The sequence below is a fragment of the Roseivivax halodurans JCM 10272 genome, assembly GCF_000521785.1.
GTDB lineage: Bacteria > Pseudomonadota > Alphaproteobacteria > Rhodobacterales > Rhodobacteraceae > Roseivivax > Roseivivax halodurans.
Map to the genome: position 1 here is coordinate 114,914 of NZ_JALZ01000006.1, position 15,894 is coordinate 130,807.

The 15,894-nt window shown below is 66.6% G+C and carries 16 protein-coding genes; 8 read left to right on the forward strand and 8 right to left on the reverse strand.

Features of this window, described 5'->3' with window-relative positions:
• Positions 1-4: 4 nt before the first annotated feature.
• Positions 5-1,714 carry a methionine--tRNA ligase gene (metG, locus tag OCH239_RS07810; protein WP_037260696.1) on the forward strand — a complete coding sequence of 570 codons (1,710 nt, stop codon included), beginning with the start codon at positions 5-7 and terminating at the stop codon, positions 1,712-1,714.
• 3 nt (positions 1,715-1,717) lie between these two features.
• Here the strand turns inward: metG and OCH239_RS07815 are convergent, their stop codons facing one another.
• Both OCH239_RS07815 and OCH239_RS07820 read right to left on the reverse strand, forming a co-directional pair.
• Entirely contained in the window at positions 1,718-2,569 is an 852-nt protein-coding gene (locus OCH239_RS07815) for a dienelactone hydrolase family protein (RefSeq protein WP_037260698.1), read from the reverse strand.
• 7 nt (positions 2,570-2,576) lie between these two features.
• The gene (locus OCH239_RS07820) at positions 2,577-3,011 is read right to left on the reverse strand and encodes an FKBP-type peptidyl-prolyl cis-trans isomerase (protein ID WP_037260700.1); all 435 of its coding nucleotides are present in this window, start codon (positions 3,009-3,011) and stop codon (positions 2,577-2,579) included.
• A 329-nt stretch (positions 3,012-3,340) separates the two neighbouring features.
• Here OCH239_RS07820 and OCH239_RS07825 point away from each other — a divergent pair, with 329 nt between their 5' ends.
• Positions 3,341-3,904, forward strand: a complete 564-nt coding sequence (locus OCH239_RS07825; protein ID WP_037260701.1) for a L,D-transpeptidase — start codon at positions 3,341-3,343, stop codon at positions 3,902-3,904.
• A 146-nt stretch (positions 3,905-4,050) separates the two neighbouring features.
• The gene (locus tag OCH239_RS07830; RefSeq protein WP_037260703.1) at positions 4,051-4,254 is read left to right on the forward strand and encodes a hypothetical protein; all 204 of its coding nucleotides are present in this window, start codon (positions 4,051-4,053) and stop codon (positions 4,252-4,254) included.
• 7 nt (positions 4,255-4,261) lie between these two features.
• Here OCH239_RS07830 and OCH239_RS07835 read toward each other — a convergent pair whose 3' ends face one another.
• Positions 4,262-4,522, reverse strand: a complete 261-nt coding sequence (locus OCH239_RS07835) for a hypothetical protein (RefSeq protein ID WP_037260705.1) — start codon at positions 4,520-4,522, stop codon at positions 4,262-4,264.
• 252 nt (positions 4,523-4,774) lie between these two features.
• On the opposite strand from OCH239_RS07835, the gene OCH239_RS07840 reads away from it, so the two are divergent.
• Positions 4,775-4,981, forward strand: coding sequence for a cold-shock protein (locus OCH239_RS07840; protein WP_037260706.1), 207 nt, complete (start codon positions 4,775-4,777; stop codon positions 4,979-4,981).
• A 64-nt stretch (positions 4,982-5,045) separates the two neighbouring features.
• Here OCH239_RS07840 and OCH239_RS07845 read toward each other — a convergent pair whose 3' ends face one another.
• Both OCH239_RS07845 and OCH239_RS07850 read right to left on the reverse strand, forming a co-directional pair.
• A complete protein-coding gene (locus tag OCH239_RS07845) occupies positions 5,046-5,645 on the reverse strand; it encodes an SOS response-associated peptidase (RefSeq protein WP_037260708.1) in 600 nt (199 codons plus the stop codon).
• Position 5,646: 1 nt separating this feature from the next.
• Positions 5,647-6,342, reverse strand: coding sequence for an arylesterase (locus OCH239_RS07850; RefSeq protein WP_037260711.1), 696 nt, complete (start codon positions 6,340-6,342; stop codon positions 5,647-5,649).
• 22 nt (positions 6,343-6,364) lie between these two features.
• Between OCH239_RS07850 and OCH239_RS07855 the strand changes: the two genes are divergently transcribed.
• The 4 genes from OCH239_RS07855 (at position 6,365) to OCH239_RS07870 (ending at position 11,108) form a co-directional block, all read left to right on the forward strand.
• Complete coding sequence (locus OCH239_RS07855) at positions 6,365-7,060, forward strand: ABC transporter ATP-binding protein (RefSeq protein WP_037260712.1); 696 nt, start codon at positions 6,365-6,367, stop codon at positions 7,058-7,060.
• Positions 7,057-9,573: an ABC transporter permease gene (locus OCH239_RS07860; protein WP_037260714.1), complete on the forward strand. Its 2,517-nt coding sequence runs from the start codon at positions 7,057-7,059 to the stop codon at positions 9,571-9,573. Before OCH239_RS07855 ends, OCH239_RS07860 begins: the two co-directional genes overlap by 4 nt.
• Positions 9,574-9,661: 88 nt before the next feature.
• Positions 9,662-10,528 (forward strand): inositol monophosphatase family protein, encoded by an 867-nt coding sequence (locus OCH239_RS07865; protein ID WP_037260716.1) that lies wholly within the window; start codon positions 9,662-9,664, stop codon positions 10,526-10,528.
• Positions 10,529-10,808: 280 nt separating this feature from the next.
• Positions 10,809-11,108 (forward strand): hypothetical protein, encoded by a 300-nt coding sequence (locus OCH239_RS07870; protein ID WP_037260717.1) that lies wholly within the window; start codon positions 10,809-10,811, stop codon positions 11,106-11,108.
• Between the two features lie 68 nt (positions 11,109-11,176).
• On the opposite strand, the gene gcvP is transcribed toward OCH239_RS07870, so the two are convergent.
• The 3 genes from gcvP to gcvT all read right to left on the reverse strand — a co-directional run bounded on the left by gcvP (position 11,177) and on the right by gcvT (position 15,763).
• A complete protein-coding gene (gene gcvP, locus OCH239_RS07875) occupies positions 11,177-14,020 on the reverse strand; it encodes an aminomethyl-transferring glycine dehydrogenase (RefSeq protein ID WP_037260719.1) in 2,844 nt (947 codons plus the stop codon).
• 104 nt (positions 14,021-14,124) lie between these two features.
• Positions 14,125-14,487, reverse strand: a complete 363-nt coding sequence (gene gcvH / locus OCH239_RS07880) for a glycine cleavage system protein GcvH (RefSeq protein ID WP_037260721.1) — start codon at positions 14,485-14,487, stop codon at positions 14,125-14,127.
• A 25-nt stretch (positions 14,488-14,512) separates the two neighbouring features.
• Positions 14,513-15,763, reverse strand: coding sequence for a glycine cleavage system aminomethyltransferase GcvT (gene gcvT / locus OCH239_RS07885; protein WP_084782273.1), 1,251 nt, complete (start codon positions 15,761-15,763; stop codon positions 14,513-14,515).
• Between the last annotated feature and the right edge of the window lie 131 nt (positions 15,764-15,894).

Sequence of the window (15,894 nt, forward strand, 5' to 3'; positions counted from 1 at the left end):
CGACATGGCACGGCACCTCATCACCTCGGCCATTCCCTACATCAACGGCATCAAGCATCTGGGGAACCTCGTCGGCTCGCAGCTGCCCGCGGATCTCTATGCCCGTTACCTGCGCGCCCGCGGCCACGAGGTTCTGTTCCTCTGCGCCACCGACGAGCACGGCACTCCGGCCGAGCTCGCCGCCAAGAAGGCTGGCAAGCCCGTCGCCGAATACTGCGCTGAGATGCACAAGGTTCAGGAGGAGCTCGCGAACGGCTTCCGTCTGTCGTTCGATCATTTCGGACGCTCCTCTTCGCCGCAGAACCACAAGCTGACCCAGCATTTCGCCGCGAAGCTCGACGAGGCGGGCCTCATTCGCGAGGTCAGTGAGACGCAGATGTATTCGCCAGAGGACGGGCGCTTCCTGCCCGATCGCTACATCGAGGGCACCTGCCCCAATTGCGGCTTCGACAGCGCCCGCGGCGACCAATGCGACAATTGCACCAAGCAGCTCGATCCCGTGGACCTGATTAATCCCCGCTCCACGATCTCGGGCGCGACCAATCTCGAGATGCGCGAGACAAAGCACCTTTTCCTCTGCCAGTCGCAGATGCGCGATCGCTTGGCTGAGTGGATCGACAGCAAGGCGGACTGGCCGGTGCTCACGACCTCCATCGCCAAGAAATGGCTCTTCGACGGCGACGGTCTGCAGGACCGCGGCATCACCCGGGATCTCGACTGGGGCATTCCGGTCCGGAAGGGCGACGAGGACTGGCCGGGCATGGAAGGCAAGGTCTTCTACGTCTGGTTCGACGCGCCCATCGAGTACATCGCCTGTGCGCAGGAATGGGAAGAGGCCGGCAAGGGCTCGGACTGGCAGCGCTGGTGGCGCACCGACGCGGGCGCGGACGACGTGCGCTACACCCAGTTCATGGGCAAGGACAACGTGCCGTTCCACACCCTGTCCTTCCCCGCGACGATCCTCGGGAGCGCCGAGCCGTGGAAGCTCGTCGACTACATCAAGTCGTTCAACTACCTCAATTACGAGGGCGGCCAGTTCTCGACGTCTCGCGGGCGGGGCGTCTTCATGGATCAGGCGCTCGAGATCCTGCCCGCGGATTACTGGCGCTGGTGGCTGCTGTCACATGCACCCGAGAGCAACGACGCCGAGTTCACCTGGGAGAACTTCCAGTCCTCCGTGAACAAGGACCTCGCGGACGTGCTTGGCAACTTTGCCAGCCGCGTGACCAAGTTCTGCCGCTCCAAGTTCGGCGAAGTCGTGCCCGAAGGCGGCGCGTGGGGCGAGCGCGAGAGCGCTCTGGTGGAAGAGCTGAAGGGCAAGCTCGCCGAGTACGAGGCGCAGATGGAGGCGATGGAGATCCGAAAGGCGGCCGCGTCCCTTCGTGCGATCTGGGTCGCCGGCAACGAATACCTTCAGGAGGCCGCGCCCTGGGCGACCTTCAAGGAGGATCCCGACACCGCCGCGATGCAGATCCGGCTCGGGCTGAACCTCATCCGCCTCTACGCGGTGCTGTCGCAGCCCTTCATTCCCGATGCCTCGGCGCAATTGCGCGAGGCGCTCGGCGTGCAGGAGGCGGAATGGCCGCAGGATCTCGAGACCGACCTGCAGCGTCTCGCCCCCGGACACGCCTTCACCGTTCCGGACGTGACCTTCCGCAAGATCGCCGATGCCGAGCGGGAGGAGTGGCAGGAGCGTTTCGCCGGGGTTCGGTAGAAGTCAATCCGCCGAGAGATGCGCAATCCCCCGGGCCAGCGCATCCTCGGTGATCGTCGCATTGAACTCTAGATCGCTCAGCCACGAGCGTTCCTTCTGGTCGAAGCCGTGCGTCGCGCCGTCGTAGACATGGACCTCGACGGCCTCGGGAACGTCCTCGGCCAGAGCCTCGCATTCGGTCTCGTCGACGATGGCATCGTCGCGGGCCAGCAGCATCAGCGTCGGCACGGAAGTCGCAAGACCCTCGGCCGCGACTTCGGACAGCAATCCGCAATAGGGATAGAGCGTCACGGCGCCGGTGATGCCGCCGAGGGGATCCCTGCCCTCGGGCCAGCGCGTCAGCCCGGGCGGCACCCGGTCGAGCTCGGCGAGGCGCAGATAGTCAAGGATGGCCCAGCCGCCATGCGAGGCTCCGACAAGCGCCAGATGCTCACCGTCGAGGCGCGGATCGCCATCGATCTCGGCCAGCGCGACGGCGATGTCCCCTGCCCGTTCGGCGCCGATCATGCGCTGTCCGCTGCACACCAGCCGCCACATGGGATCGTCATCCAGTTTTCTGGGGGTATGGCTGTCGAGGATCATCGTGGCCCAGCCCGCCGCGTTCAGCGCCTTGGCCCAACGATCCATGTTGTCGCGCACGCCGTCACAGCCGGAGAGCAGCAGCGCCGTCTTGTAGGGGGGACCCCCGGAGGGGAGGGAGAGCCGCGCCGCAGGGGCCAGCATCTCCCAACGCGCGGCAGGCGTGTCCTCGGGTACGAGACCCGCCTGCCGGCGAAAGACGTTCAGTGCCGCCGCCCCCACGAGTAGCGTCACGACAAGCAGCGTGACGACGATGGCGGGGCGGCGCCTGCTCACGGATCGATCAGGCCGCTTTGATCTCGACCAGTTCGATGTCGAACTTTAGGTCGCGGCCCGCGAGCGGGTGGTTCGCGTCGAGCGTCACTTCGCTGTCGGTCACTTCGGTCACCACGACCGGTACGGTCTGGCCGTTCGGCGTCTGCACCTGCAGCTGCGTGCCCGGATCGAGCGGGATGTCCTCGGGGATCTCGGTGCGCGGCACGGCCTGCAGGGCATCCGGGTTGCGGTCGCCATAGGCTTCTGCGGCGGGCACCTCGACGGATTTCTTGTCGCCGACCGTCATGCCCGGCATCGCGTTGTCGAGCCCAGGGATGATCTGGCCGGAGCCGACGGTGAATTCCAGCGGATCACGGCCTTCGCTCGAGTCGAAGGTCGAACCGTCGGTGAGGGTTCCGGTATAATGGATGCGGACGGTGTCACCCGCTTTGACTTCGGTCATGGGTCTGTCCAATTCTATTCGGGGTGGGTTTGGATCGGCGGCCCCGGGATATGTTGTCGTGCTCCCGCGGGATCGCGCCACGCGCCTCGCACGCGTCTTGCACAGCCGGGAAAGTAGTCATCCGATAGACGGAATGCAAAGGGGGTCGGCCCGAAACCGCCCCCTTCCGGCCGATCTTCTGACCAGACGTCAGGCAGAAACCGGTCACAGGCGTGGCGCGTTTCTGTGGCAGGTGCGCCATGCCACGGGGTTCGACCGGTTCGGCCTGCGTTGATTCCGGGTCCCTGATTCGACCATTGTCGTCCCGTTACACCAAAAAGAGTGCTGCCATGATCTCCCGACGCCATTTCCTCGTCACCGCAGCGGCCGCCTCGGCGCTCGCTTCTCCGGCCATCGCGCAGCAGGGGTTCACGCTGGAGCCGATCTATCGGCCGCAGCGCGTGCGGATCAAGTCCAGCCTCGGGGCGCCGCAGATCCTGATCCTTCCGCGCGCCCACTTCCTCTACTTCGTCGATCAGCAGGGCTCCGCGCTCCGTTACGGCGTCGGGGTCGGTCGCGCAGGTCTCGAATTCTCCGGCGAGGCGGTCATCCGCGTGAAGAAGGAATGGCCGACCTGGCGTCCGACCCAGGAGATGATCGAGCGCGAACCGCAGACCTACGGGCGTTTTGCGGGCAATGATTACGTTCAACCCGGCGGACCGCAGAACCCGCTCGGCGCGCGGGCGCTGTATCTCTTTCAGAACGGCCGCGACACGTTCTACCGGATCCACGGCACCACCCAGCCGCAATCGATCGGGCGATCGGTGTCGAACGGGTGCATCCGGATGCTGAACGAGCACGTCATCGACCTCTATCAGCGGGTGCCGATCGGGACAAAGGTCACGGTGCTCTGAGGCGAGACGCGGTTTTTCCACATTAAGCAACGGCGAGCCCGGGGATTGCCCCTGGCCCGCCCATATCTCGCCTCATTTGTCCGCGACCGTATAGTGTGCACCGATTCTTAACCGGTCCAGCGCAGCATCCGATCAGGCGGAGGGAAATGGACATGGTGGGCGTGATCGTACTGGGCAGCATCTTGGGCGCCGTCATGTCGGTGGTCGGATATTTTCTCGTGGGCCTAGGCCTTTGGACGGCATTCGGGATCTATGTCGGGACCCCGCTCCTGCTCGTCGCGATCACCTGTGTCGTGCGCACGGTCCGACCGGGACGCAAAAGCGAGACGCATCTCGCCTTCGCGGACTGACCCGGCCCTAAAACGCCACCCTCAGAAAGAGCAGGATCGGGATCACCCCGGCGGCGATAATGCAGAACTTCTGAGCGATATCGGTGGCGCGCGTCAGCATGGAGCTGCTTTTTAGTGTGTCCCCGTAAGCCTGAGCCAGGAACGGGAGGGCCTCGGCCTGACCTTCCTCGATTCGGAGCTTGTGCTCGACACGGGCCTTCAGCATCTCGTAGCGTTTGCGCATCGCGTCGTTGTCACTGCTTTGCACATGATCCGTCGTGCCGTGCATATCGATCTCCAGTGCCTTCAAAACCCGGGCCAGAACCCGACGTTGTCAGATGGCGCGCATGTCGGTCCGGGCAACGTATCTCCGGGTCACATGAATGGTACTTGCGTGAACCCGTGTTCAGCGTCATGATAACTACGCTAAGTTACCGTTATCGACCTGTCCTCTCTCGGGGCTCAGTCTCTCGATCGACCCATACTGAGCCGACCCTGACGCAATACCGCGGTCAGGCCACCAATTGAGAGGATTATCACGATGGCCACCGGCACCGTGAAATGGTTCAACAGCACCAAAGGCTACGGCTTCATCGCACCCGACGGCGGCTCCAAGGATGTGTTCGTGCACATCTCCGCGGTCGAGCGCTCCGGCCTGACCGAGCTGAAGGACAACCAGAAGGTCACCTTCGAGATCCAGTCCGGCCGTGACGGCCGCGAGTCCGCCGTCGATCTGGCTCTCGCCTGATCGCTTCGGAACGGACCGAGGCGTGATGGACGGGCGCCCCTCGGGCGCCCGTTTTCTTTGTCGGCTAGCTCTCGGGCGACTTGGCGACCGCCAGCCGTCCCGCCGGCCAGAGCACCATCTTTGTCCGCGCCGTCGCGACATCTCCGTTCAGCCAATCGGAAAGACCGGCCGGCTCCAGCAGCACGCCCATTCGGTCATGCACCGGCGCCACGTCCTCGTTCGGCGCACAGGTCACGGTGGCGAATTGCGCCACTTCGGTCCCACCCGGCGCCGACCAGACATCCCAGACGCAAGCGAACCAGAGCCAACCTCCGCCACTGTCCGAGATGGTCCAGCGGGTCTTGCGGCGCGCATGCCCCGTCCATTCGTACCAGCCCGTGACGGGAAGGGCGGCGCGCCGAACGCCCTCGAAGGCCGTCTTGTCGAAGACGGTCTCGGACCGTGCATTGACCAGCGTTTCCATCACCGGCCGCCCGCGGGCGTTCCTGCGCCCCTGCGGAATGAGGCCCCAGCGCATCTGGCGCCAGCCATCCGACGTCACCAGCCAGAGAGCCTCGCCTGGCCTGATGTCGTCCCGCCCGTGATCGTCGGCACTCGGTGGCGGCAACCCGACTTCGCCCGCCGCACCGCTCAGGGGCGCTGTGAGGAACAGCCGCCCCGGCATGTCAGTTGGATCCGGGCTCGGCCCCGGTGCCGCCGCTCGCCTCTCTCAGCAGCTCTTCGACCATGGGCCCGATATCCGCCACGATGCGCGCAACGCCTTCTGCGTTGGGGTGGATACCGTCGGATTGCATGAACCGGGTCATGCGCGCGGGCGTGTCCCCGCCGTCGGCGAGCCCCGCGAGGAAATTGGGGTAGAGGCTGACGCCGTACGCCTCGGCCAGATCGGGGTACATGGCGTCGAACTCGCGCTTGAACTCGGCCCCGAAATTTCCCGGCGCCGGCAGCCCGGCGAGCAGCACCGGCAGGCCCTCCGCGGCAGCCACATCGAGTATCCCCGAGAGGTTCTCCTTTGACACGGCAGGGTCGATCCCGCGCAGCAGATCGTTTCCGCCAAGCGCCACGATCATGGCGTCGGTCTCGTCGTTCAGCGACCATTCGGCCCGGGACAGGCCCCCCGCCGTCGTGTCGCCCGAAACCCCGGCATTGATCACGTCCACGTCATGACCGCGCTCCGTAAGCCACGCCTCGAGCTGCGGCACGAAGCCGTCCTCCTCCATCAGACCGTAGCCCTGCGTGAGAGAATCCCCCAGTGCGACCAGTTCGAGCGGCTCTGCCCGTGCCGTGCCTGCCAGCACCGCAAGCACCAGCACCGCCTTGCTGAGCCTGCCCGCGACCCCATATCCCGTTGCGTTGCGCATGATCCCGGGACCCTTTCCTCGTATGACCGATACCGTACTCTCGCTCAAAGATGTGACCTTGCGGCTGATGGGCAATGCCGGCCCGGTCGAGATCCTGCACGGCATCACGCTCGATGTCGCCCGCGGCGAGACGCTCGGCCTCGTCGGGCCGTCGGGCTCGGGCAAGTCGTCGCTGCTGATGATCCTCGGAGGTCTCGAACGCGCGACGGGAGGGTCGGTTCATGCGCTCGGGCACGATCTGACGGAAATGGACGAGGATGCCCTCGCGCGCTTCCGACGCGATCACATGGGCGTGGTGTTCCAGTCCTTCCACCTCATCCCGACGATGACGGCGCTCGAGAACGTCGCGACCCCGCTGGAGCTTGCCGGCGCTGAGGATGCCTTCTCGCGTGCGCAGGCGGAACTGGAGGGAATGGGTCTTGGCGCGCGCCTCGATCACTACCCCTCGCAGATGTCTGGGGGCGAGCAGCAGCGCGTGGCGCTCGCCCGCGCCGCCGCGCCGCGCCCGCAGATCCTGCTGGCGGACGAGCCCACCGGGAACCTCGACGGGCAGACGGGCGATGCAATCATCGACGCGCTCTTCGGGCTGCGGGACAGGCACGGCGCAACGCTGGTGCTCGTCACGCACGCGCCGGCCCTTGCCGACCGCTGCGACCGCGTCGTCCGCCTGCGCGACGGCCGCGCCGAGAGAGACCGCGTCCGGGCCGCGGCGGAATGACCCTCGCCGTCGCCTCCCGCTTCGCCCGGCGCGAGCTCCGCGGCGGGCTCAAGGGCTTTCGCATTTTCCTCGCTTGCCTCGCGCTCGGGGTCGCGGCAATCGCCGGGGTCGGCTCGGTCCGCTCCGCGATCCAGGCTGGTCTTCAGGATCAGGGCGCGGTGCTTCTGGGCGGCGAGGCTCAGGCTCAATTCACCTACCGCTTCGCAAGCGAAGAGGAACGGGACTGGCTGGAAACCGTCTCGATCGGCCTCTCGGAGGTGGCCGATTTCCGTTCCATGGCGGTCGTGCGCCGCGAAGGCGGCAACGACCGCGCCCTGACGCAGGTCAAGGCGGTCGACGACGCCTATCCGCTCCTCGGCGCCGTGGAACTCTCGCCCCAAATGCCGCTCGCCGAGGCACTTTCGGACGATGGCGTCGTCATGGCTCCGATCCTCGCCGACAGGCTCGGCCTCGCGACCGGCGACACGCTGCGGCTCGGCGACAAGGACTTCACCCTCCGGGCCATTCTCGAGACCGAACCAGACGATGCGGGAGGCGGCTTCGAGCTCGGACCGCGCACAATCGTCGCGACCGCCGCGCTCGACGGGACGGGACTGCTGGAGCCGGGCACGCTCTTCGAGACCGAGTACCGGATGCTGCTGCCCGAGGACGCGGATCTCGACGCGCTCGAGGCGGAGGCGGAAAGCCGTTTCCGCGACAGCGGTATCCGATGGCGCGACATGCGCAACGGTGCGCCGGGCACGGCGCAGTTCGTCGACCGGCTCGGGGCGTTCCTGATCCTCGTGGGACTCTCGGGCCTCGCGGTCGGGGGCATCGGCGTGTCGTCCGCCGTGCGCGCATACCTCGCCCGAAAGACATCCGTGATCGCCACCCTGCGCACGCTCGGGGCGGACCGGGCGACGATCTTCCAGACCTATTTCCTTCAGGTGGGCGCGCTTGCGCTTCTCGGCATTGCCATCGGGCTGGTCCTGGGCGCGCTGGTGCCGCTTCTTTTCGCGCCGATCATCTCGGAGGCGCTACCGATCCCCACGCTCTTCGGCGTTCACCCGGGACCGCTCTTCGAAGCGGCGATATACGGCATCCTGACCGCGCTCGTGTTCACGCTGTGGCCGCTGGCCCGCACCGAGGACGTCCGTGCCGCCACACTCTTTCGCGACGCGCTTTCGTCGGCCCGCGCCCTGCCCGCGACGCGCTACGTGGTCGCGACCGGGGTGCTGCTCGCGCTCCTCGTGGGCCTCGCAATGCTGTTCTCCGGCGCCATCGAGCTCACGCTCTGGACGGCCGGCGGCATCCTCGGCTCGCTCCTGATCCTCGTCGCCGCGGCCTTCGGTCTGCGCGCCCTCGCCCGCCGCGTCGCGCCCGCCGCCCGCGGTCGGCCCGCCCTGCGGTGGGCGCTCGGCGCCATCGGTGGCCCGAGGGACGAGGCGGCCTCGGTGGTACTCTCTCTCGGGCTCGGCCTCGCCGTCCTTGCCGCCATCGGCCAGATCGACGGCAACCTGCGCAGCGCGATCTCGCGCGATCTGCCGGATGTGGCGCCGTCCTACTTCTTCGTGGATATCCAGAAGGAACAGATGCCGGAATTCCGCGAGATCGTGACGTCCGATCCCGCCGTGAGCCGGGTGCAATCCGCACCGATGCTCCGCGGGATCATCACCGAGATCAACGGCCGCCCGGCGCGAGAGGTCGCCGGCGACCACTGGGTCATCCAGGGCGACCGCGGGGTGACCTATTCCGAGACGCCGGCCGAAGACACGCGCATCACCGCGGGCGAATGGTGGCCCGCGGATTACGACGGATCGCCTCAGGTCAGCTTCGCCGCCGAGGAGGCGGAAGAGATCGGGCTCGAACTCGGCGACGCGATCACGGTCAACATTCTTGGCCGCGACATCACCGCCGAGGTGACGAGCTTTCGCGTGGTGGATTTCTCGACCGCCGGCATAGGGTTCGTCATGACCATGAACCCCGCCGCGCTCGAAGGCGCGCCGCATAGCTTCATCTCCACCGTCTACGCCGATGCCGAAGCGGAGGCAGACGTTCTCCGCGAGGTCGCCGACGCCATGCCGAACGTCACCGCGATCGGCGTGCGCGACGCCATCGACAGGGTCTCGGAGCTTCTCGCCGGGGTGTCTGAGGCCGTGCGCTGGGGCGCTGCGGCGACGCTGCTGACCGGCTTCCTCGTCCTCATCGGCGCGGCGGCCGCCGGAGAGCAGGCCCGCACCTACGAGGCCGCGGTCCTGAAGACGATGGGCGCGAGCCGGAGGCGCATTCTCGCGAGCTTCGCGATCCGCTCGGCGCTCCTCGGCGCCGGTGCCGGCATCGTCGCGATCGTCGCCGGCATCGGCGGCGGCTGGGCGGTGACCGCCTTTGTCATGGAGACCTCCTTTGCCCCGGTCTGGCCTTCGGCTCTCGGCATCGTCCTCGGCGGCATCGTCGCGACGCTCGCCGCCGGACTGGCATTTGCGTGGCGCCCGCTCGCGGCACGTCCGGCGCAGGTGCTCCGCGCGCGCGAATGACGCGGTGCCACCTTCCCGCTTGAACGCACAGCGTCACCCCCCTAAGCCCTGAGACCGACTCTTCAGCCAGACAGGGACACCCCTCACGATGACCGAGAGCCTGCCGATCCCCCTTACCGCTCCGATCAGCCGGGCCCAGAGAACGCAGGTGTTGAACCTCGTGCGCCGAGCCGCCCGCGCCGAGATCCTGCCCCGCTTCCGGTCTCTTGGCGAGGCCGAGATCGACACCAAGTCGGGGCCCCAAGATCTCGCGACGGATGCCGACCGCGAGGCAGAAAAGATGATCGCTCGCGGGCTTCTGGCGATCTGGCCGCACGCGCGTATCGTCGGCGAGGAAGACGCAAGCGCCAACCCGGAGGTGATCGAGACGCTGAGGGAGGCCGAGCTCGGCTTCACGATCGATCCCGTCGACGGGACCTGGAACTTCGCCAAGGGGCTGCCGCTCTTCGGGGTGATGGTTGCGATGACCCGGTACGGCCGCCCCGTCTGGGGCATGCTCTACGATCCGATCATGGACGACGTGATCTGGGCCGGGCTCGACGGGCCGGCGGAGCTTGTCAGGGGGCGGATGCGTCCCCGTACGCTGCGGGTCTCGTCCGGCGGGCCGCTCCCGGAGCTTTCGGGCTTCACTTCCCTCCACCTCCTGCCCGAAGACAAGCAGGAGCGGTTCGCGACGACCTTTCCCAAGCTCGCGCGCGCGGTGTCGATGCGGTGCGCGTGCCACGAGTTCCGGACGCTTGCGCAGGGCGGCGTGGACTTCGTGCTCGCCACCAAGGTCACGCCATGGGATCACACACCCGGCGCCTTGATCGTGGAGCGCGCGGGAGGCGTTGTCCGCATGCTCGACGGCTCGGATTACACGGCCGGCAAGACCGAAGGATACCTCCTCGCGGCATGCGACGAGGCGACTTGGTCCCGCCTGCGCGATCTTTGGGACTTCCTGCTCGAGGAGTGAATCGCGCCGGACCGGATACGTCTGCGGCGCGGCTCCATGAGAGAGAACGAGATCGCGAAGCGCGGGCATTGGCGCAGCCCGCTCCGCGACGAGGAGACAATACCCCAAAGCTCTTAATCACCGTTTCTGGAATACCGTAATGCTGTGGCCTGAATACGCGATTTCCCGTATACCGCACGACGAGCGACTGGAATAATAATGATCGCAACTTACAGTGTATGTTGCGCGGGTTCCTTCAGGTTACGCCGCGTTAGTGGCGACTCAGAAGGAGTTCAGGTCCATGTCGAGTACAGTTTCGGTTTCCCCCCGTGCAGATGCCGCCCTGGTTGCGTCGGTCCCGATAAGCGCCCTTGGCCGCAACCGCGTACGCCAGTCGGCAAAGCGTCTGCTCAGTCTGGCCCTGAACTCGCTCGCCACACGCGATTTCAGCCGCACGCAACCCTCCGAAGTGCAGGAATTCCGCGGTCTCTGCCGGACGCTCCTGATGAGCGGGGAACTGACCGAGCAGGACGCCTCGAAGCTTCAGCAATACGCCGCGATGATCCACGAGGATCTCTGCCGCAAAGACGACCCGATGTAACAGGCGTCACGCGCCCTGCCGGAAGAAAGCCGCGGGACGACCCCGCGGCGTTTGTCTGATCCCGTTGCTCACTCCGCGGCTTCGGCATAGTCCGACATCGGCGGGCAAGTGCAGATGAGGTTCCGGTCGCCGTAGACGTTGTCGACGCGGTTCACCGGCGGCCAGTACTTGTCGACCCGGAACGCCCCCGGCGGGAAGCAGCCCTGCTCGCGGCTGTAGGACCGCTCCCAGGCACCCACGAGATCCTCGACCGTGTGCGGCGCGTTCTTGAGCGGATTGTCCTCGCGGTTCATCTCACCCTCCTCGATCGCCCTGATCTCTTCGCGAATACCGAGCATGGCGTCGCAGAAACGGTCGAGTTCGGCCTTCGTCTCGGATTCCGTCGGTTCGACCATCAGCGTTCCCGACACCGGCCAGCTCATCGTCGGGGCGTGGAAGCCGCAATCGACCAGCCGCTTGGCGATGTCGTCCACGGAAATGCCGGCGCTCTCCTGGAAGGGCCGCGTGTCGATGATGCATTCGTGGGCGACCCTCCCCTTCGGCCCGCGGTAGAGGATCTTGTAAGCGCCTTCGAGCCGCTTGGCGATGTAGTTGGCGTTGAGGATCGCGACCCGCGTCGCCTGCGTCAGGCCCTCGCCGCCCATCATCTGGATATAGGCCCAGGAGATCGGCAGGAGCGACGGCGATCCGAACGGCGCCGCCGAGACGGCCCCCTCGCCCGACCGGGGATCGGCTGGCAGATGTTCTGAGAGATGCGCCTTAACCCCGATCGGCCCCATGCCGGGGCCGCCGCCGCCATGCGGGATGCAGAACGTCTTGTGCAGATTGAGGTGGCTCACGTCGCCGCCGAGATCGCCCGGCTTCGAGATCCCAACCATCGCGTTCAGGTTCGCGCCATCGATATAGACCTGCCCGCCGTGCTGGTGGGTGATCTCGCAGACCTCCTTCACCGTCTCCTCGAAGACGCCATGCGTCGAAGGATAGGTGATCATAATCCCGGCGAGATTGTCCGAATGCTTCTCGGCCTTCTCGCGGAAATCGGCGAGGTCGATGGACCCCATCTCGTCGCACTTCACCGCCACGACCTTCCAGCCGACCATCTGCGCCGAGGCCGGGTTGGTCCCGTGCGCATTGACTGGAATCAGGCAGACGTTCCGGTGCCCCTGCCCCTGCGCCTCGTGCCAGGCCGCGATGGTCAGCAGGCCCGCATATTCTCCTTGCGCGCCCGAGTTCGGCTGCATCGAGATCGCGTCGTACCCGGTGATCTCGCAGAGCTTGGCGTTCAGGCCCTCGATCATCTCTAGGTAGCCGGTGGCCTGATCGTCGGGGCAATAGGGATGCAGATTCGCGAATTCGTGCCACGAGAGCGGCATCATCTCGGCGGCGGAGTTGAGCTTCATCGTGCAGGAGCCGAGAGGGATCATCGCGCGGTCGAGCGCCAGGTCCCGGTCGGCAAGCCGGCGCATGTAGCGCACCATCTCGGTCTCGGCCCGGTTCATGTGGAAGACCTCGTGGGTGAGGTAATCGCTTGTCCGGATCAGCCCCTGCGGCAGGCGGTACTCGGTCGATTGCGGATCGTCCTTGCGCTCGAAGCCGAAGGCGCGCCAGACCGCCTCGATCTTGGCAGGGCGCGTGGTCTCGTCGACCGTGAGACCGATCTTGGTCTTGCCGATCGGGCGCATGTTGACCTCTTCGCGCCAACCGGCGGCGATCACACCCTTCTGGAAGAGGCCCACATCCACAGTGATCGTATCGAAGAATTCGCCCGGCTCGACGGCGAACCCGGCCTCCTCGAGCCCTCGGGCGAGTCGGACGGTCTTGCGATGGATGCGCTGCGCGATGGCCTTGAGGCCGTCCGGGCCATGGAAGACCGCATAGAAGCTTGCCATGACCGCAAGCAGCGCCTGCGCGGTGCAGACATTCGAGGTCGCCTTCTCGCGCCGGATATGCTGCTCGCGCGTCTGCAGGGCGAGGCGGTAGGCGCGGTTGCCGCGGGCATCGACCGACACCCCGACGAGGCGCCCGGGCAGCGAGCGCTTCATGCTGTCCTTGCAGGCGATGTAGGCGGCGTGCGGGCCGCCGTAGCCCATCGGGACACCGAAGCGCTGGGTGGTGCCGACGGCGATGTCGGCGCCCATCTCACCGGGCGATTTCAGCAGGCAGAGCGCCATCGGGTCGGCCGAGACGACGGCGATCGCGTTCTGCTCGTGGAGCTTGGAAATATGCGCGGTGAAGTCACGCACATGGCCGTAGGTACCCGGATATTGAAAGAGCGCACCGAAGACGGCGCTCGGGTCCATGTCGTCGGGATCGCCCACGATGACCTCGATCCCGAGGGGCTTCGCTCGCGTCTTGACCACCGAAATGTTCTGCGCGTGGCAATTCTCGTCGACGAAGAACGTCTTCGCCTTCGACTTCGAGACCCGCTCGGCCATGGTCATCGCCTCGGCGCAGGCCGTCGCCTCGTCGAGCAGCGAGGCGTTCGCGATCTCGAGCCCGGTGAGGTCCGAGATCATCGTCTGGTAGTTCAAGAGCGCCTCGAGCCTGCCCTGGCTGATCTCGGGCTGGTAAGGCGTGTAAGCCGTGTACCAGGCGGGGTTCTCGAGAATGTTACGCTGAATCGCGGGCGGACAGATCGTTCCGTGGTAGCCCTGCCCGAGGAACGAGGTGAACACCTTGTTCTTCTTGGCCGTCTGCCGCATCCACCAGAGCAGCTGCCGTTCGGACATCGGCTTGCCGGTCTCGAGCGGCGCGTCCTGCCGGATCGCCTCGGGCACGGTCTCGGACATCAGCGCCTCGATCCCGTCCACGCCGAGTGTCTCGAACATCGCGTCCATCTCCGACGGCGACGGTCCGATGTGGCGGCGGTTGGCGAAGTCGTAGGGCAGGTAGTCGGTGGGTTCGAAGGTCATGTCACATCTCCCCGGCGAGGGCGGGCCGCCCCCGGCATATCATTGGGCGGACTGCGGATCGGCCCGTGGGACCGCCGCAGCGCCGGCACTCGGCATCCGCTCGGTCAGCCGACGAAGTCCTTGTAGGCGGCCTCGTCCATCATGTCGTCGAGCACCGAGAGGTCCTCGACCTGGATCTTGAAGAACCACGCATCCCCCTCGGGGTCGTCGTTCACCTTGGACGGGTCCTCCACGATCGCATCGTTGACCTCGACGATCTCGCCGTCGACCGGCGCGAGGATGTCGGAGGCCGCCTTGACGCTCTCGATCACCACGACCTCGTCGTCCTTCGAGACGGTCCGTCCGGTGTCGGGAAGCTCGACGAACACCACGTCGCCCAGCTGTTCGGCCGCATGGGTGGTGATGCCCACGGTGATGATGTTGTCCTCTTCGGGACGCAGCCACTCGTGCTCTTCAGTGAACTTCATGTGCAATTCTCTCCTGCTGTCTGTCTCAGCGCTTGAAGCCGGGGGAGGTGAAGGGAAGCCGCTCGACCATGACGGGACGGCGCTTGCCGCGCAGATCGCCCCAGAGCGTCGTGCCCGGAGCGGTCATCGCGGCGGGGACGTATCCCATGGCTATGGGGCCACCGATTGTGGGGCCGAAACCGCCGGAGGTGATCCGCCCCACCGGTTGTCCGCCGTCCTCGGCGGCATAAAGCTCGACGCCCTCGCGCATGGGTGCCCGTCCCTCCGGTCTGAGACCGACACGCATACGCGGTGCGGCCTCGGCCAGTTCCCGCAGGATGCGCTCGTCCCCCGGAAATCCGCCGGCGCGCGCTCCATCCGCCCGGCGGAGCTTCGACACGGCCCAGGACAGAGCCGCCTCGACCGGCGAGGTGCCTTCGTCGATGTCGTGACCGTAAAGGCAGAGCCCGGCCTCGAGCCTGAGCGAGTCGCGCGCGCCGAGGCCGATGGGCTCCACCGCATCATGCGCAAGCAGCCGGCGCGCCAAAGTCTCGGCTGCCTCGGCGGGCACGGAGATCTCGTAGCCGTCCTCACCGGTATAGCCCGAGCGGGAAACCCAGACCTCGGCCCCCTCCATCTCGTAGGTGCCGACATCCATGAATTTCATCTCCGCGACGCCCGGCGCGAGCTCTGCAAGCACGCTCTCCGCGGCGGGGCCCTGCAGCGCCAGCAGCCCGCGGCCCTCCAGCTCCTTTACGGTCACGTCCGGCTCGAGCCCGGCCCGCAACCGCGCGATATCCTCGGCCTTGCGTGCAGCGTTCACCACGAGAAAGAGGTGATCGCCGTAATTGGCGACCATGAAGTCGTCCTCGATCCCGCCCGCGTCGTTTGTCAGGAGCGCATAGCGCTGCCGCCCCTCGGCGAGACCGCTCACGTTGGCCGGCGTCAGGCGCTCGAGCGCCTGCGCGACATCCGCCGACCGCGACCGCAGCACGACCTGCCCCATGTGGCTGACGTCGAAGAGCCCGGCCTTCTCACGGGTGTGCAGATGTTCCTTCATGACGCCGAGAGGGAATTGCACAGGCATGTCATAGCCTGCGAACTCCACCATCTTGGCGCCGAGCTCCACATGGAGCGCGTGGAGCGGCGTGCGCTTCAGCCCGCCCTTGGGCGATCCGTCCGCCTGTTGCTGCTGCACCGCATGGTCATGGTGGTGCTCTCCGGGACCGTGCGGCACGCCGCAGCCGCAGATGTCACGGGTCTTGAGATGGCTGAACTCGTCGTCTCTCTGGCTCATGCGGGTCCCCGTCCGGCTGCCTCGTCACATGGCCCGGCGCCGGCGGTGAAACGCCAGAAGCGGGCGGTTCGGATACGGTACGGAAAGCGCAATGCTCCCGCACCCGGAACGCCCCCTCTGTCCATCCGCCT

Bases quoted from the DNA above. Each gene is read 5' to 3' on its own strand.
- metG (WP_037260696.1), top strand. From the start codon at position 5: ATGGCACGGCACCTCATCACCTCGGCCATTCCCTACATCAACGGCATC.
- OCH239_RS07820 (WP_037260700.1), bottom strand. From the start codon at position 3,011: ATGACCGAAGTCAAAGCGGGTGACACCGTCCGCATCCATTATACCGGA.
- OCH239_RS07825 (WP_037260701.1), top strand. From the start codon at position 3,341: ATGATCTCCCGACGCCATTTCCTCGTCACCGCAGCGGCCGCCTCGGCG.
- OCH239_RS07830 (WP_037260703.1), top strand. From the start codon at position 4,051: ATGGACATGGTGGGCGTGATCGTACTGGGCAGCATCTTGGGCGCCGTC.
- OCH239_RS07835 (WP_037260705.1), bottom strand. From the start codon at position 4,522: ATGCACGGCACGACGGATCATGTGCAAAGCAGTGACAACGACGCGATG.
- OCH239_RS07840 (WP_037260706.1), top strand. From the start codon at position 4,775: ATGGCCACCGGCACCGTGAAATGGTTCAACAGCACCAAAGGCTACGGC.
- OCH239_RS07845 (WP_037260708.1), bottom strand. From the start codon at position 5,645: ATGCCGGGGCGGCTGTTCCTCACAGCGCCCCTGAGCGGTGCGGCGGGC.
- OCH239_RS07850 (WP_037260711.1), bottom strand. From the start codon at position 6,342: ATGCGCAACGCAACGGGATATGGGGTCGCGGGCAGGCTCAGCAAGGCG.
- OCH239_RS07855 (WP_037260712.1), top strand. From the start codon at position 6,365: ATGACCGATACCGTACTCTCGCTCAAAGATGTGACCTTGCGGCTGATG.
- OCH239_RS07860 (WP_037260714.1), top strand. From the start codon at position 7,057: ATGACCCTCGCCGTCGCCTCCCGCTTCGCCCGGCGCGAGCTCCGCGGC.
- OCH239_RS07865 (WP_037260716.1), top strand. From the start codon at position 9,662: ATGACCGAGAGCCTGCCGATCCCCCTTACCGCTCCGATCAGCCGGGCC.
- OCH239_RS07870 (WP_037260717.1), top strand. From the start codon at position 10,809: ATGTCGAGTACAGTTTCGGTTTCCCCCCGTGCAGATGCCGCCCTGGTT.
- gcvP (WP_037260719.1), bottom strand. From the start codon at position 14,020: ATGACCTTCGAACCCACCGACTACCTGCCCTACGACTTCGCCAACCGC.
- gcvH (WP_037260721.1), bottom strand. From the start codon at position 14,487: ATGAAGTTCACTGAAGAGCACGAGTGGCTGCGTCCCGAAGAGGACAAC.
- gcvT (WP_084782273.1), bottom strand. From the start codon at position 15,763: ATGAGCCAGAGAGACGACGAGTTCAGCCATCTCAAGACCCGTGACATC.